At 35.6% G+C, this 16810-nt stretch carries 12 protein-coding genes; 8 read left to right on the top strand and 4 right to left on the bottom strand.

Translation table 11 applies throughout. The features are described 5' to 3' along the window. The first annotated feature begins 101 nt into the window (after window positions 1–101). The 7 genes from Q1A60_RS11335 (at window position 102) to recG (ending at window position 7819) form a co-directional block, all read left to right on the top strand. A complete protein-coding gene (locus Q1A60_RS11335; RefSeq protein WP_299765644.1) occupies window positions 102–1355 on the top strand; it encodes a hypothetical protein in 1254 nt (417 codons plus the stop codon). A gap of 33 nt (window positions 1356–1388) precedes the next feature. Continuing rightward, window positions 1389–2522 carry a DUF819 family protein gene (locus Q1A60_RS11340; protein ID WP_299765646.1) on the top strand — a complete coding sequence of 378 codons (1134 nt, stop codon included), beginning with the start codon at window positions 1389–1391 and terminating at the stop codon, window positions 2520–2522. A 128-nt stretch (window positions 2523–2650) separates the two neighbouring features. Continuing rightward, complete coding sequence (locus Q1A60_RS11345) at window positions 2651–3472, top strand: PHB depolymerase family esterase (RefSeq protein ID WP_299765648.1); 822 nt, start codon at window positions 2651–2653, stop codon at window positions 3470–3472. Window positions 3473–3535: 63 nt separating this feature from the next. Beyond that, window positions 3536–4246: an ATP-grasp domain-containing protein gene (locus Q1A60_RS11350; RefSeq protein ID WP_299765650.1), complete on the top strand. Its 711-nt coding sequence runs from the start codon at window positions 3536–3538 to the stop codon at window positions 4244–4246. 103 nt (window positions 4247–4349) lie between these two features. Next, entirely contained in the window at window positions 4350–4877 is a 528-nt protein-coding gene (locus tag Q1A60_RS11355; protein WP_299765652.1) for an SRPBCC family protein, read from the top strand. Beyond that, window positions 4877–5401 (top strand): hypothetical protein, encoded by a 525-nt coding sequence (locus Q1A60_RS11360; RefSeq protein ID WP_299765654.1) that lies wholly within the window; start codon window positions 4877–4879, stop codon window positions 5399–5401. Before Q1A60_RS11355 ends, Q1A60_RS11360 begins: the two co-directional genes overlap by 1 nt. A 315-nt stretch (window positions 5402–5716) precedes the next feature. Then, window positions 5717–7819: an ATP-dependent DNA helicase RecG gene (recG, locus tag Q1A60_RS11365; RefSeq protein WP_299765656.1), complete on the top strand. Its 2103-nt coding sequence runs from the start codon at window positions 5717–5719 to the stop codon at window positions 7817–7819. A gap of 2 nt (window positions 7820–7821) precedes the next feature. Here the strand turns inward: recG and Q1A60_RS11370 are convergent, their stop codons facing one another. The 4 genes from Q1A60_RS11370 to Q1A60_RS11385 form a co-directional block, all read right to left on the bottom strand. Next, a complete protein-coding gene (locus Q1A60_RS11370) occupies window positions 7822–8937 on the bottom strand; it encodes a hypothetical protein (protein ID WP_299765658.1) in 1116 nt (371 codons plus the stop codon). Between the two features lie 232 nt (window positions 8938–9169). Then, window positions 9170–10276 (bottom strand): DUF2911 domain-containing protein, encoded by a 1107-nt coding sequence (locus Q1A60_RS11375; RefSeq protein ID WP_299765660.1) that lies wholly within the window; start codon window positions 10274–10276, stop codon window positions 9170–9172. Window positions 10277–10348: 72 nt separating this feature from the next. Continuing rightward, window positions 10349–11575, bottom strand: coding sequence for a TlpA disulfide reductase family protein (locus tag Q1A60_RS11380; RefSeq protein WP_299765662.1), 1227 nt, complete (start codon window positions 11573–11575; stop codon window positions 10349–10351). A gap of 112 nt (window positions 11576–11687) precedes the next feature. Beyond that, window positions 11688–13985, bottom strand: coding sequence for an endonuclease (locus Q1A60_RS11385; protein ID WP_299765664.1), 2298 nt, complete (start codon window positions 13983–13985; stop codon window positions 11688–11690). A 323-nt stretch (window positions 13986–14308) separates the two neighbouring features. Here Q1A60_RS11385 and pheT point away from each other — a divergent pair, with 323 nt between their 5' ends. Next, window positions 14309–16735, top strand: coding sequence for a phenylalanine--tRNA ligase subunit beta (pheT, locus tag Q1A60_RS11390; RefSeq protein ID WP_299765666.1), 2427 nt, complete (start codon window positions 14309–14311; stop codon window positions 16733–16735). The last annotated feature ends 75 nt before the right edge of the window (window positions 16736–16810 follow it).

Below are 16810 nucleotides of genomic sequence, written 5' to 3' on the forward strand. Positions count from 1 at the left end.
CTATAAATTGATTACTACATAAAAGCTTGCTAATTTATCTTGTATATTTACTACATACCTTTAGCATTTCGTAACGCTTCTTTTGTTTTAACACCCTATATATGACACGTAATATCTGTATTGTTCTTAGTATTTTATCTAGTATAACTTTATTATATGGACAACAAACGCAAACTGACAGTTATACACAATACGAATTACTTGATCCAGGTAGTCAGTCATTTCGTATTATCTACGACGTAAGCGGAACGTCTAGTGGTGCTACTTATTATTGGAATACGCTTAGAAAAGGAAGTGAGCATATCGTTAATGCCGTCTGGGATTTATATTCAGGTAACCAACTAACTTGGGAAATTGTAACGGGTGCTATTGCTAGAAAAAATGGTTTATCTAGTGCGGCATTGGATACAGAGTACCTACAAATAAAACTCGCTAGACCTATACCAAAAGGAGGTCAAGCTAGACTACGAATAGACAAAACATACAAAGACACTGCTAGTTATTTTAAGGAAGGGAACGCAATTATTTTTTCTCGCACATTAGGGATTAAACGCAACAGTATTGTGTTACCAAAAGGATATGAATTGATACATTGTAACTATCCATCACAAGTACAACTTACGGATGATGCTCGTATCAAAGTCAGCTTTTTAAATCGAGGATCGCAGGCCGTCCCTTTAGTTATTAAGGCAACACCACTTCCTAATAATAAATTCCCTGCCATTCCAAAAGAAGACACCTATGTTCCTGGGTCAGGAAATGGACGTGATGCGAGTAAAGCCCGATTAGGTTGGACATTTAGAGAACGTGCATTTCAAGATCGAGATATTGTTTACTTTTTACAACAGCCTGAAACCCATTCTTTTTTACTGTATCATGATTATACAGAATCACGACCTGGTATTGATCGCTATCTAAATATAGTACGCAAAGGGAGTAAGGCTAAAGATCCATCAGCGATTATTTTAGACACGGGAGAACAGTTAAAAATAGAATCTTTAAAAGGAAATGAGATTAGCCAACGTGGTATTACGATTTTCTCTCCTATTACACCAGAAACCGAAGTGATTGCAATTTGGTTTGATCCTGTAAAAGAAGGAGAAACAAAACGTTTACGTATTACAGAAACCTATACCGATCCTAATCGCTATGTAGTGTATAAAGATCAATTGGTTTGGGATCGTAGTTTTGGAAGAAGTAGAAATACAATAGTACTTCCAAAAGGATGGTTTTTGACCACTTCATCTATTCCAGCTATCATACAACAGAATGAAGAAGGCTTAACAACCTTACGATTTATAAATGATAGACCGGATCTTATCGATGTATTTATCAAAGCGCAACGAAGAAAATAATAACTAATCCATTTCTAGTACGTATACTATCTTATGAATATCACAGAAAATCCCGTTTATGTATTACTCATGCTGTTAGGAATGGTGATTCTGGCTGTATATGCAGCCAAAACAAAATTGGGCAAAAAATTGGGCGTCGCTTTAATCGTTATTCTTTTTACTGCGGTCATCGCCAACTTAAAACTGATTCCATCTGCATCCAATTCGATTCCATTATACAGTGGTATTTTTACATACCTAGCACCTATTTCAATATTTTATTTACTCTTAAACGTAAATCTCTCTTCTATTAAAAAAGCGGGTGCCCCTATGATTATTTTGTTTATAATTGGGTCATTAGCGACAACGCTTGGTATTTTAATCTCTTGGTATTTGATTTCACCTCAAGAAGTTTTAGGAGATGATGCTTCTATTATAGCAGGGATGCTTACGGGTACATATACTGGAGGAAGTGTCAATTTTAATGCGGTTGCCTTAGAATATAATTTCCAAGAACGTGGTGTTTTATATGCGGGTACCATTGCCATTGATAATGTAGTGACAACCTTATGGATTATTGTAACGCTTGCTTTTCCTGCACTTTTACGCAAGTTTTGGAAAGATAAAAAGATAAGTACTCCAGACAAAACTAGTGATACAGAAGAAAACGAAACTCTCAATTTTCATAGTTTGATGTGGTTGTTATTCTTAGGGCTTGCTGCCTATTTTGCATCTGATTTATTAGCGACCTACGTTCCTCAGATTCCATCTATGATTACTATTTCTACTTTAGGAATTATCTTGGCTCAGATTCCATTTGTTTCTAAATTAAAAGGGAGTCAGACCTTAGGGTTGTATTTGGTGTATATTTTTTTGGCAGTAATTGGTGCCTACTGCGAACTTAGTGCTGTGGTAGAACTAAAAACTATAGGACTTACACTTCTTGGCTTTACTGCATTTGCTGTGTTTCTTCATGGTATCCTCACCATTCTTTTTGGCGGTCTGATCTATAAAGATTGGGATATGATTGCGATTGTGAGTCAGGCAAATATTGGTGGTGGGACTACGGCAATTGCACTTGCAGAAACTTTTAAACGTAAAGAACTCCTGCTTCCTGCTATACTTGTTGGTTCTTTAGGGAATGCAGTGGGTACGTATTTAGGATTTATGGTGGTGTATATATTGTGATGTTTTAGTATACGCTCCTGCCTATAGGCAGGCAGGTTTGGTTCTTTTTTTGGCGATGAAAAAAAGAACAATTAATACTTCGTAAACATATTCGCCGTTATATAATAACCTAACGAACAACGCATCGTATGAAAACCACACGCAAGATTTCTCTGATCATAGCACTATGCCTTCTTTCTTTCAATCATAGTATTGCACAAATAACGACCACTACTTCTGATATTGCTACGTTTACTACCGTAGAAAAAAACTATCCTGATAGCGCCATTGATGGATATAATTTATATGTTCCAAAATCATGTACCTCAACATCTGAAGCATATCCCGTGATTGTATTCTTACAAGGAGGACTTGGCGTAGGTGGCGATGTAGATGTGATTTACGGATGGGGATTACCTAAAATGCTTACAGAACCTGACACTATAGATAAAGATCTTCGAAAACTTGTAACAGATACTTTTGTAGTGATCATGCCGCATATAGAAGAAGGGCAATTTTACTCGAATGAAGATGCTATACAGACTATTATAAAGGAGGTCGCAACTACTCAGAATATTGATACTAAGCGTATCTATTTAACAGGGTTAAGTCGTGGTGGACATGGTACTTGGGGACTAGCAAGCCGGATTCCCGAGACCTTTGCTGCCGTAGCACCTATCTGCGGAGGGAATCACGGTATTTCTGATTATCAAGCATTGGCGCAATTACCCATTTGGAACTCTCATAATACTGGAGACAATAGAGTCAGTTATAATAATTCTGAGCGTACTATTTCAAGATTAGAAGCAACAGGTATTTCCTTTCAAAAAACAAAAAGTATCGCAAGTACCAATTACAAAAAATACAATCATATTTTTACAGCTACCAAAAGTGATAGTCATGATGCATGGACAGAAATGTATTCTAATCCAAATGTATACAATTGGTTTTTGAAGTATCGGAAGGAGTAATTCTAAAAACGGATTGCAAAAAAAATAAATAATAGTTCTAGATACTTGTTTATCTTCATATCCATGAAAAACGAACTATTATTAATTCCTAACAAAGCAGATATTGAACGTGATGCCATTGCTAATACGTGGATTAATAATGGAGGAGAAGTAAAACGTATTGGTAAATTTTGGGAACATCCAGATATTGGTACAAAAAGAGTAACTATCTATGGAATAGACACTTTTAGTTTGGTTTTAGCACAAGTAATAGGTGTGAGCTTAATTGAACCTAAAGATGAAGTTATAAGCGAGCTCTCTCAAAAATGGATAAAACGTTCTATACACGTTTTGCCTATTTCTAACGTATCTGAATCTTTGTTCCCTACGTTTATTAAACCCGTAAAACCTAAGACATTTAAATCGCAAGTGTATCTTAGTTACGAAGAGTTCATAGTAGGAACCAAGGGAATTGGATCAGAAGAAGAAATTATTCAATCTGAAATCTTACACATAGATGTAGAAGTAAGAACATTCATTTTAAATAACAACATCCTTGATATGGCAATCTACGAAGGAACTACCAATCTCGAAGATGCTAAGACATTCTTAAAAGACTTTTTAACCCATCACACTATTGATGTACCCAACACTTATGTTATTGATTTAGGATACAATACAAAAGATGATTGGTTTATTATTGAGTTTAATTCAAGTTGGGGTGCTGGACTAAATGGATGCAACCCTGATAAGGTAATTGCAGGAATACGAGAAGCCACTATAAACCTTTTTTGAGAAATTTTGTAACTTTAGTAAGATCATTGTTACAAGAAAATCAATATATCTATACAGATATAATACAATGTAACTAATACTCAACTAACCAAAATCACTCATTATGAAATACCTAAAGTATCTCTTCATTCTCATTATTGTACTGCTATTAATATTTATCGGGAAAGGACTTTTAACCTCTTCTATATCCTATGAAAATGAAATTACCGTAAATGCATCTGCCAAAGAATCTTGGGCAATCATGTCAGACGAATCCAATTTACCAAAATGGATCAAAGGATTTAAAAAAACCGAACATGTAAGTGGTACACCCAATACCGTAGGCGCAGTGTCTAAAGTGTATATTGAGGAACAAGGTGAGGAAATGACAATGGAAGAGACTATTACTGCAGTAAAAGAAAATGAACTCATGGCAATGACCTTTACCATGGATTTTATGAACATGGATTATGAAATGTCTTTTAAAGAAAAAGATGGTAAAACAGTCATCTCTTCAAAATCAACAACCACTGGAAATGGTATCATGGCTAAATCTATGGTTTCTTTTATGAAAGGGTCTATGTCTGAGCAGGAGGATAAAAACTTAACGAATCTTAAAAACTTAATTGAAGGGAATACAAAAAATTATTAATGAAATACCATATTATACTATTACTGATAATACTGTCATATAGAGGTGTATATTCTCAAGAAAAAGAGTACCTAGTGACTAATGACAATGACACCATTTACGGTAAAATAATTAGAGGAACAAACTATTTAAATCCATCAAAAACAATTTTCAAAATTAAAGACAAAGAAGGGAAGAAACACTTAATTAATCCTGCCGAAGTAAAAGTCTTACGCTCATTAAAAGGTGTTGATGGCGATTGTATAATAAGAACTGTTTATGGTACTTTTTTTATTAAGAAAATTATTCACGGTCGTATAAATGTATTTCAAATGATTGATAACGTTTTTTATTATACATCAAAAGATAATGAAAAGATTAAGGCTGCTGACTTTGGTGGGTTTGGATCAAGAAAAAAAGCACATGCTGAAATTAGAACTTTAATTAAAGACAACCCTAAAATATTGAAAGAATTTGATTCTCTAAAAGGAAGTGCTAAAAATATTTTATATATCATAAAAAAGTATAATCAATTTTATTACTAATTATATTATCAAACTTTAAAATCTACATTATAACTCTAGAAAAAACTTAATTAAATACAAAAGTTATTATCTAGAACCTATTACCAAATACCAAAAGTAACAACAGAATAAAAGATTAATCCGAATAATTAGCCACCACATAATCTCCCCAATCGGCGACGGCTTTAAGAAGAAAATTATTATTTTTCTAAAATAGTGAAGAAGTGGTATACGCTTTCGCGAAAGCAATAAAAGCATAATCACAATCTTTATCATAACATAAAGTGGTTACATAAAATTTTCAAATCCTGTAGAATTTCATTTAACTTAGCTTTAATGAATCCCACATTCCTTCAAACACCTATCGATTACTTAAAAGGCGTTGGTCCTAACAGGGCTGACCTGTTGCGTGCAGAATTGGGCATTCATACCTACCAAGACCTCATCCATCTATTTCCCAATCGATATATAGACCGTACGCGCTATTATACCATTTCAGAATTAGAACGCAATAGCGCCGATGTGCAAGTAATTGGAAAAGTGACCAGCTTGAAAATGGTGGAAGGAAAAGGCAGACGACTCGTCGCTACCTTTAAAGATGATGGCGGTGTGATGGAGCTCGTTTGGTTTAGAGGTCAAAAGTGGATTCGGGAAAGCATCAAACTCAATACAACCTATGTCATTTTCGGAAAAACCAATTATTACAATGGGAAATTTTCGATGCCACATCCAGAAATGGAATTACTGGCAGATCACAAAAAAAGTTTGCGAAGTGCCATGCAACCGGTCTATCCAAGCACCGAAAAATTAAGTAATAAAGGGATCACAAATAAGGTTGTAAATACCTTGATGCAGACACTCTTTTTGGAGGCTAAAAATCACCTCTATGAGAGCCTTTCAAAACCCATTGTAGAAGCTTTGAAATTAATGCCAAAAAGAGAGGCATTATTGAACATTCATTTTCCGCAATCTCAAGCCGATTTGGCACGGGCACAATACCGTTTAAAATTCGAAGAATTTTTCTATATCCAACTTCAATTGGCATTCAAAAATCGGATGCATAAAACCAAAATAAAAGGATATCCTTTTGAAAAAATAGGAGACAATTTTAACAACTTCTATAACAACCATTTACCTTTTGAATTAACAGGTGCTCAAAAAAGAGTACTTAAAGAAATCCGTCACGATTTGGGTTCCAATGCGCAAATGAGTCGGCTTTTACAGGGAGATGTAGGCTCTGGGAAGACAATTGTAGCGTTATTATCAATGTTAATAGCACTTGACAACGGTTTTCAAGCTTGTTTGATGGCACCAACTGAAATTTTGTCAGTCCAACACTATAATGGATTATTAGAATTATGTAAACCATTGAATACCAGAATATCATTATTAACTGGATCAACTAAAACTTCAAGTAGAAAAATCATTCACGAACAGCTTGAAAGTGGCGAATTACAGATACTTATTGGTACACATGCATTGCTCGAAGATAAGGTAAAATTTAAAAACTTAGGGCTTGCTATTATTGATGAGCAACATCGTTTTGGTGTAAAGCAACGTAGTAAATTATGGCATAAAAATGAGTTCCCGCCACATGTATTGGTAATGACTGCCACTCCTATTCCGCGTACGCTTGCGATGACCGTTTATGGAGACCTCGATGTGTCCATTATTGACGAACTTCCGCCAGGTCGAAAATCAATAAAAACAGTACATAGATATGACGCTAATAGACTCAAAGTTTTTGCCTTTATTCGAGACGAAATTAAGAAGGGAAGACAGGTCTATATTGTGTACCCGTTAATCCAAGAATCTGAAGCGATGGATTACAAGGATTTGATGGATGGTTACGAGAGTATTTCGAGAGAGTTTCCCCTACCCGATTTTCAGATTTCTATCGTTCACGGAAAGATGAAACCTGCCGACAAGGATTATGAAATGCAACGCTTCATTAATGGTGAAACACAAATTATGGTTGCCACTACGGTGATCGAAGTAGGAGTTAATGTTCCAAATGCTTCGGTGATGATTATTGAAAGTGCTGAGCGTTTTGGATTGAGTCAGCTACATCAATTACGTGGTCGTGTGGGTCGAGGAGCCGAGCAGAGTTATTGTATCCTTATGACCAGTTTTAAGCTCTCTAGCGACTCCAAAACCAGATTGGAGACAATGACACGCACCAACGATGGTTTTGAGATTGCAGAGGTTGATTTAAAGCTCAGAGGCCCTGGAGATATCACCGGCACACAACAAAGCGGTGTACTGCATCTTAAAATAGGCGATATCATTCGGGATAATGATATTCTGAAAGTCGCTCGGAGTTATGCTTGGGGCGTGGTGAAAGATGATCCCGCTTTCGCGAAAGCGGAAAACCAAATCATACGCTTTATGTATGCACAAATGGTCAAGTTTAAAAATATCTGGAGCTATATAAGTTAATACTATTCCAACAACACAAGATTCCAAGGATGATCTGTCACTTCAAGGTTTACTAAAAGCTCAGCTTCATTAGAGAACTTAGCAACACCTCCTTTTGCTGTACCTGTAGCGTCTGTATAGCTATACCCTATCAACCAACTATTGGTTACTACCGAATAGTCTATTGTCGTTCTAGTAAGATTTGTCCATTCATTTTCACTGGCAAGCATTTCTAATGCAGGCGTTACATCTATGACCGTTTCTTCTTGTGTCGTAATATCATATATCGCTGGCAAAGGATCTAAAACAGTAGGCTCTGGAAAAGCGCGCACATAATATATTTTTGAATCGAAAACTATTTCTGATCCATTTAACTGTACAGGTAAAGAAGAATTACCAGTATCTAATGCAGCAAAAGATGCAAGATCAAAACGAGTATAAGTGGCATTATTGAAAAACACAAAAACATCATTTGATTCTCCAAAAACAAAACCATTAATACTTCTATTTTCAAATAGCTGTATTCCCAAAGATTCCATGATATTAGTATTCACAAACACTAATTTTGATTGCAAATTACCAGCATCAATTTCTCTGTTTTCATAAAAAACAAGATGATCATCCTGATATACAGCTTCTACAGTTTGTCCTATATCCCCTACAGGAATAGTCGTAACTATATTCGTATCTAAGTCAATAACGCGAACAGTAAAATTATCAAAATTGCTTGAATCATGAAGCCCTGAAAAAACAGTAGTTTCAGAATTTATAGTCCAGTTTCTAATTTCGTTTTCTCCTTCTGAAAAGAAATTCATTGCACTTACGACTCTGTCTGTTCGTAAGTTTTTTAACCAAACTTCATTCCCCGAATACATACCTGCTACATCTCCAGATTCATGCACTCGTTGAATAAACGGACTTATACCGTTAGAAACCGTTAGATTAGAAATTATTCCTGTTTGTGTAGATACATCAAATTGATACTGTAATACGGCACCTTGTGTCGAAAAATTTAGAAATGAAAAATCAGGAAGACTATTCGTTGCTTCCTCAGGGAGTATCATTGCGGTATCGTCTGTATCTGAACAACTACATAGCATAACAGCACTCAATACAAGGGTATATAAGAAATACCTCATCAGCTTTTTTTTAGAAAGATACTCAAAAAGCTGCTTAATGTATAGGGATATCACAAAAAAAGCCCATCAAAATGGGCTTTTTAGCATCTAAAAAATGCTTTTGATTTCAATGTCAGGTTGAGTGCAGTCGAAACCTATTTATTAAGCATTAAGCAGCAATAGTTCTCGACTGCGCTCGAAATGACATTTGAATTTACGTTTAGCATTCTTTTAAAATTATATATTCTATAACCTAATTAATATCTTCTCCTTTTTTAAGCTTATCTATGTTTGCTTGCACATTCCCTTTAGAACCTGCATTAGGTGCATTTGCTAAGGCTTTTTCAAGATATTTGATCGCTGTTTTATAATCGCCTTTAGCAGAATAATATCTCCCTAACCCGTATTGTGTAGGCCACGCATTGTTATTCTTCTTTGCATTCTCTTTAAAAGCTTTTTCTGCTTTATCTAGATTTCCATTTGCAATTAATTGTCTTCCATACCCATGCATTTCTAATGCTGTTGCTTGATCTAATACACTTTCTATTTCTGCAATTGCTTCATTAGGCTTCCCCATTTGATTCAAAATTGCCGATTTAATTTGTGCATTTGCAAATGTCTTTTGGCTAAAGAACCAGCCATTTTGTGCACTATTAATCCACTCTAAAGCTTTTTCCATATTTCCAGCTCTAAATGCATATTGCGCTGCATTTTCCCAAGCCTGACGGTTAAATCCTGTTTGATCTCTTAGTTTATTACTAATATCATCCATCACAATTGAAGTGACGTCAAATCCAATTTTAAAAGGAATTGCTTTTTTCTCCCATTGTAATGCTACTGTTGCTGATGTAGCATCTACCGCTGTAAATTGATACGTAAGTAATTCTGTATGTGGTACCTCAGTCGTAGTTACCTTCACACGTAATGCATCTTCTTTTTCATCATAAAAATAACTTCCCCAAGAACTTGAGTTGTTTGAAAATACAATCGTAGCTGTATTATCTTCTCCCAATGCAACATGCAATCCATAGGTCCCTGCTTTGATTGCTTTTCCTTCTACGGTAGCATCATGTGTTAATGTAATCACCGTATTTTCATCGGCTCCAGCACGCCATGGCGCCGCTGTAGATGTTCCAAAACCTAAATTTTGAAACCCATAATGTGCAAGTGGTGTTCCCCATATTTTACGACCACGTACACTAGGTCTAGAATACGTTATGGCAATATCAGAAATTCCTACCGTCTGACTTACTGTTGCTTTTTGACTTGTAGCGGGTGTTTTAATTTGTGCCGTACCGTCAATACTAAACACAAGAAAACAGATTACCGATAAGGCAATCCAATGTTGGATATTTTTCATTTTAAGGTTGTTTTTTTAGACCTTAAAAGTACAAGACCTTCTTTTATGAAAATGTTATGCTCTTGTTAAAACCTACTCAGCAAGTAGATTTTTAACATACTGATCAAAATCTACTTTAAAATCTATGAATTTTTGACCTGTAGCCGCTCCATTAAATCCTGTATGAATACGTCTTACTTCTCCTTTCTTATCTATAAAAATAGATGTAGGATATGAGATAATATGATTCAACATAGGTAATTTCTCTTGTGCTAGTTTTTTATCAGAATCACCGTATTGTGCCAATAAAATAGGATATGAGATATCCAGTCGGTCTTTTAAACGTTGTATACTCTTAAATGCCTTTTCTTGTGTAGGTGCATATTCAAAGGCCAATCCTATAATTTCAAAATTTGAGTTTGGATTTTCTTTGATATACTCTACATAAAACTTAGATTCTTCCAAACAGTTTGGACACCAAGATCCTAAAATTTGAACAAGTACTACTTTGTTTTTATAGCGCTCATCACTAAGAGATACCATCGTTCCATCTGCTTCGGGAAATGTAAACGCTAACCCATCATATCCTTTTTTGATATAGGTCAAATCTTTTGCATCTGGAAGTTCATAGGCATCATTTCGTTTTGAGACAAAAGGTTCTTTCCAGTGATTTCCGCTATAAAAATGTCCTTCAAGTGTGCTATCCGTCACTGTTGCGGTAAATAAAAACGCATGTGCCCCATCAAAGGTAGACAACTGTAATTGATCGCCATCTATACTTCCTTCTAGAAACCGGTAATCGCCTGTGGTAGTTCTAAAAGTACCTGTTACGTTACTTCCTTCTTGCTTAAAGATTCCTTTGGCAATATAGGTCTCTTCAGGTCCGTTTTCGCTGAACACAGTTTCCCAATTTCCAGTGATATTAGTGGTAGGCTTTTTTACGCTTTCGCGAAAGCGTACTCCGTCACCATACACCATTTTAAAAGAAACCACACGATCTAAACTAGGCTTTATAAAATCACCTGTGATTTGATGTCCATCTTCACTAAACGCTCCTTGAAAATACCCTTCAAATACGGGCGTTTGAATACGAATCTTATTTCCATCAATCTCGATTTCATCTACTGTGATGCGCTCTTCTGCATTTTGAATCACCAGAGTTCCGTTTTCTTTTACTTCAAAAATAAAAGGCAATTCTTTAGTGTCTTGCACGTCTAGCGTAGCTCTCCAGAAACCTGTTTGTAGAGTTGGAGAGGTAGGTGTTTTTTTTTCGCACGAAAGTGCACTGATGCATAATATAATGAGGAATATTTTTTTCATAGTACGTCTAAAGTCTACTGAATCGTTGTATTCTTACAATATACATAATATAGTATATAAAAAAATCGCTTAAGAACGAATCCTTAAGCGATTTCAGGTATGTTATTTATATTTATTGTTTTATAAACTTCTTAGTCATAGTTCGCTGTCCATCAGAAAGGTGTATAAAATAAACACCTTTACGTAAACCTTCTATCATAGTTGCAGTATTAAATGTATTTTGAGCGATCTCCTGCCCTAGTACATTGTATACTACATAACTCACAATTCTGCTATCTGCCATTTGTAAACGTACCGATGTGTCTTGTTGTGTTATTTGAACATCATAGGTACGTGCTTCTGATTGTAACTTCCCGTCCGTTTTAACTTTTGGAGCTGCAGTGGCATTCCTATTTGTGCTAATAGTTATATTGTAGTCTTCTACTTCGCCATACGAAAATGTCTCACAGGCTGTAGGAACTCCGTTCCACTTCATAGCCACACGCATTCTAGTTGTTCCAGCTATAGCAGCTGTAGGTACTGTAAAGTTGTAGGATAGGTTTCCTGCATTTGACGTAGATCCTGTTACTACTTTTTCGGAAGTTTCAAACGTTCCGTTTTGATTAAAATCAATCCAAACACCCCAATTTTCTGTGTAGGATTGTCCAGAAAACCCAATACTTAATACGATTGAATTTGATCCATATCCTATCACTCCAGTTTGATTTGTAAAATCGCCATACCCTCCATTAGCTCCCGTTGCATTAGAAATTCCTCCTAGTCCAACAAAATCGATGTATTCAAAGTTGACATTATTTCCGTTAGCATTACAGTAGTTTAAAACGATCGCATCTGTTGTTACGTTTACTGAATTACTTGCATTAGAAACATTAGAAGCGGCATCTTTTGCACGTACACTAAATGTATAATTAGTAGCTGGAGTTAATCCAGACACGGCATAGTTTGTACTAGCAGTGGTTCCTATTACGGTGTTTCCATTATATACATCATATGCTGTAACACCTACATTATCTGAAGATGCATTCCAAGATACTGTAAGAGAGGTTTCTCCTACATTTGAAGCTGTAAGGTTGGAAGGCGCTGTAGGTGCTTGTGTGTCTGCTGCTGGTGTATTTCCTTCTACAATATGTGATCCAAGATCACTAGTTGTGTTTGAAGGAAAGCTATCCCATTCTGATGTCGTATAGGTTGTAGAAGGTGATACCACAGTTGCTTTTCTTCGCAATGTTACATCTTTCGCAAAATTAGAACTCCCTCCGTTAAATGTTCCGATGATATCAATAAGTACTCCGTTTTTAAATAATCCAACGGCATCATTTCCATTAAAAGTGATTGCTGAATTTGTAGTCGTTGTATTTGCTACATTTAAAATCGCTGTATTTGCTGAGCTATGTGCCACGACAAAAACAGTTTCGTTTGCTAAAGAACCGCTCAATGAGAAGTCTGAACTCCATCCTCCTGATCCATTGGTTTGCTTTCGCAATGAGTAATTAGTTAATGTTACGGCTGTTCCTGTAAAGTTTGCGATCTCTACTGCTTTATTAAATGAAGATCCTTCTACATATTCGGAAAAGAATAGTTCAGTGGCTTCAGCGTCCCCATTTCCAGGATTGCCAGTACCATCTCCAAATCTATCTTCGGCTTGTGGTCCTCCCCATATTTGTGTCGCAAAAGCTGGATTATCAATAAAAGGGTTTCTATTTCCTTGTATCCCTGCTAAAACATCATTACGTGTATCTTCAAAATCGCTTACAGGGTCTTCTACATTCCATTCCAAAAATAGATCAATCATATTTGCGTCACTTGCTACTGCATTTCCTACCCCTACATTAGAAGGCAAACAACGGCTATTATAACGGATGTACATATATAACATCATACGAGCAACATCGCCTTTCCATTCATCTCCAGGATAAAAATGACCTTGTGCTGTTACACCTGCATTTCCTGAACCTGCAGCATATTTTCTATTACTACGTTGGGAATTCAATTGAATATCACTTGGGCGAATGTGGTGTGCATCTGCTCCTGGGCCTTCACTCCCTAAATTAGGATTTCCTAAAGATCGTGGGTAGGCATGCTCCCTATTCCATTCTCCTGCACTTCCTCCGTTTAAGTTTTTATCTCTAGACCTATCTGTTAATGTATTCCCATCGGTATCATCATATCCATATATAAGCAATACGTTATTAGCATTGGTTGGATCTAAATCTGCCGCTTGTAATGCTTCCCATACTCCAGGGGTATAGCTTAAAAAAGTAGTGTGAGTTTGCGTGACTTTCGTTGATAATTCATTTTGCAAGGAGGTGCCTTGCAATGTTAGATTTACGTCATCATAATACGATGGTATTTGACTAAATGCAATAGTAGTAACACAAAAAAGCGCTACTAAGAGTAATGATTTCTTCATAAAAAATTATGTTTGGTTAGTGTACTTCTGCAAAAATAAAGATTCTAATCTAAGTTTCTTATTATTAAATTGTTATCTCTACAATACGTTACGAATCTACTAGAAAAATCAAGCGATTCCTATGCGCGCATAGCAACTATTCTAAAGGATACTAACATTACGAAAATAGCTGTCTAAAAATCAACACATTAACGCTCAATGCATTGTTTATAATTCATTCTAAAAAAATATTAAAAATATCTATTAGATAGTCTCGTGACTTCTTTGTCTACTTAGCATCTTATTCTATCTTTGTCAACTTATTAAATTATTATTTTAATTTCATGAAAATATCCTATAACTGGCTAAAACAATTTATCAAGATAGATTGGGATGCAGAAAAGACTGGAGAACTTTTAACAGATTTAGGTCTTGAAGTAGAAGGTATAGAATCATACCAAAGTGTAAAGGGAGGCCTTGAAGGGGTTGTTATTGGACACGTACTCACTTGTGAACAACATAGCAACGCAGATAAGCTTAAAGTAACTACGGTAGATATAGGAGGTGATGCTCCTGTACAGATTGTTTGTGGTGCACCAAATGTAGCTAAAGGACAAAAGGTACCTGTAGCTACCATAGGTACTACATTATATACAGATGAAGGAGAAGCATGGACGATTAAAAAAGGAAAGATACGTGGAGAAGAATCTCATGGTATGATCTGCGCCGAAGATGAATTAGGTCTTGGAAAGAGTCATGATGGGATTATGATACTAGATGCTGATCTTGTACCTGGAACTCCTGCTGCCGATGTATTTGAAATAGAAAATGATCAGGTATTTGAAATCGGACTTACTCCTAACCGTGCAGACGCCATGAGTCATTTAGGAACGGCTCGTGATTTACGCGCAGGTTTAATGCAACAGGATATCATACCAGAACTGATTACGCCTTCTAATTCTTCGTTTAAAATAGAAAACAGACTTAATAAAGTAGATGTTTCTATTATAGATGGGGAACGTGCTCCTAGGTATGCAGGTGTCGTCATTAGTGGATTAAAAGTTGCTGAGTCTCCTGCTTGGATCCAACACCGTTTAAAAGCAATAGGATTAACACCTATCAATAATATTGTAGATGTTACTAATTATGTACTTCACGAATTAGGACAACCGCTTCATGCCTTTGATCTTGCAAAAATCAAGGGGAATAAAATTGAAGTTAAAACTGTAGAGAAAGGAACTAAATTCACAACACTTGATGGTGTAGAACGTGAACTCCATGAAGAGGATCTTATGATCTGTGATGAAGAAAAACCTATGTGTATTGCTGGAGTTTTTGGAGGAGAACATAGCGGAGTTACTGAAGGCACTACAGCTATTTTCTTAGAAAGTGCGTATTTCAATCCTGTTTCTATACGTAAAACTGCAAAACGCCACGGACTTAATACAGATGCTTCTTTCCGTTTTGAAAGAGGGATTGATCCTAATATTACAGATTATGCACTCATGAGAGCTGCTGTTTTATTATTAGAAGTTGCAGGTGGAGAAATCACTAGTGAAATTGTAGATATCTACCCTAAAAAAATAGAAGATCAACAAGTATTCTTGAGTTTTGAAAATGCTACAAAACTTATTGGAGAAGAATTACCAAGAGAAAAGATAAAAGCCATTTTATCTTCCTTAGATATCAAAATCAATAATGTTACTGAATCTGGTTTAGGAATGACCATTCCTGCCTATCGTAATGATGTAACTCGTGAAGCTGATGTTATAGAAGAAGTATTACGTGTATATGGGTATAACAACATTAATTTTGGAAATAAATTAAATGCTACTATAGCCAACTCTTCTAAATTTGAAGATCACAAAGTGCAAGATGTAGTTGCAAATCAACTCGTAGCGCAAGGGTTTTATGAAATCATGGCTAATAGTTTAACGACACCTAGCTATGTAGAGTATTCTGAGTTATTGAACACTGAAAATAATGTCACCATGCTTAATCCTTTAGGACAAGAGTTAAGTATTCTAAGAAGATCTATGCTTTTTTCAGGATTGGAAGCGATTTCATACAACAACAACAGAAAACATGCAGATCTGAAGTTCTTTGAATATGGCAAGACTTACCATAGTTATGATTCTGGAACTGTAGAAAATAAACACCTCGCCATATTTGTTACTGGAAATCGTCATACAGAACATTGGAAACATACTTCTGAAACTACCGATTTCTTTTACCTTAAAGGGATGGTACAATCTGTTTTAGATCGATTAGGTATTACGCGAGGAAGAACAGCTACTGTAAAAAATGATGTTTTTGCTGAAGCCGTAGGCATTCAACTAGGCAAAACCAAACTTGTAGAATATGGTCTTATAAAAAAATCTATTCTTAAGAAATTTAATCTATCGCAAGATGTGTATTATGCAGACTTCAATTGGGATAATATTCTGGAAGTCGCAAAACGAAATAAAATCAAATTTCAACCGATTCCAAAATATCCATCGGTACGAAGAGATTTTGCATTATTACTGGACTCCGCTACTCGATTTGAAGAGATTCATACGATTGCCAAACAAACAGAAAAACAATTACTTAAAGACATCCAATTGTTTGATGTATATGAAGGTAAGAATTTACCTGAAGGCAAAAAGAGTTATGCCGTAAGTTTCTTATTACAAGATGAACATAAAACACTTACCGATAAACAAATCGACAAAGTAATGAATAAGTTACAATTCCGTTTTGAAAAAGAATTAGGTGCTAGCTTACGTTAAAGTTATTACGGATCTATTATAATTACAAAAGTCCTGTTTTACTTAAAACAGGGCTTTTTTGTTTAACGTTTATAA

Origin of the sequence: uncultured Dokdonia sp., from assembly GCF_947492535.1 — a bacterium.
In the GTDB taxonomy this organism is placed as follows: Bacteria; Bacteroidota; Bacteroidia; order Flavobacteriales; family Flavobacteriaceae; genus Dokdonia.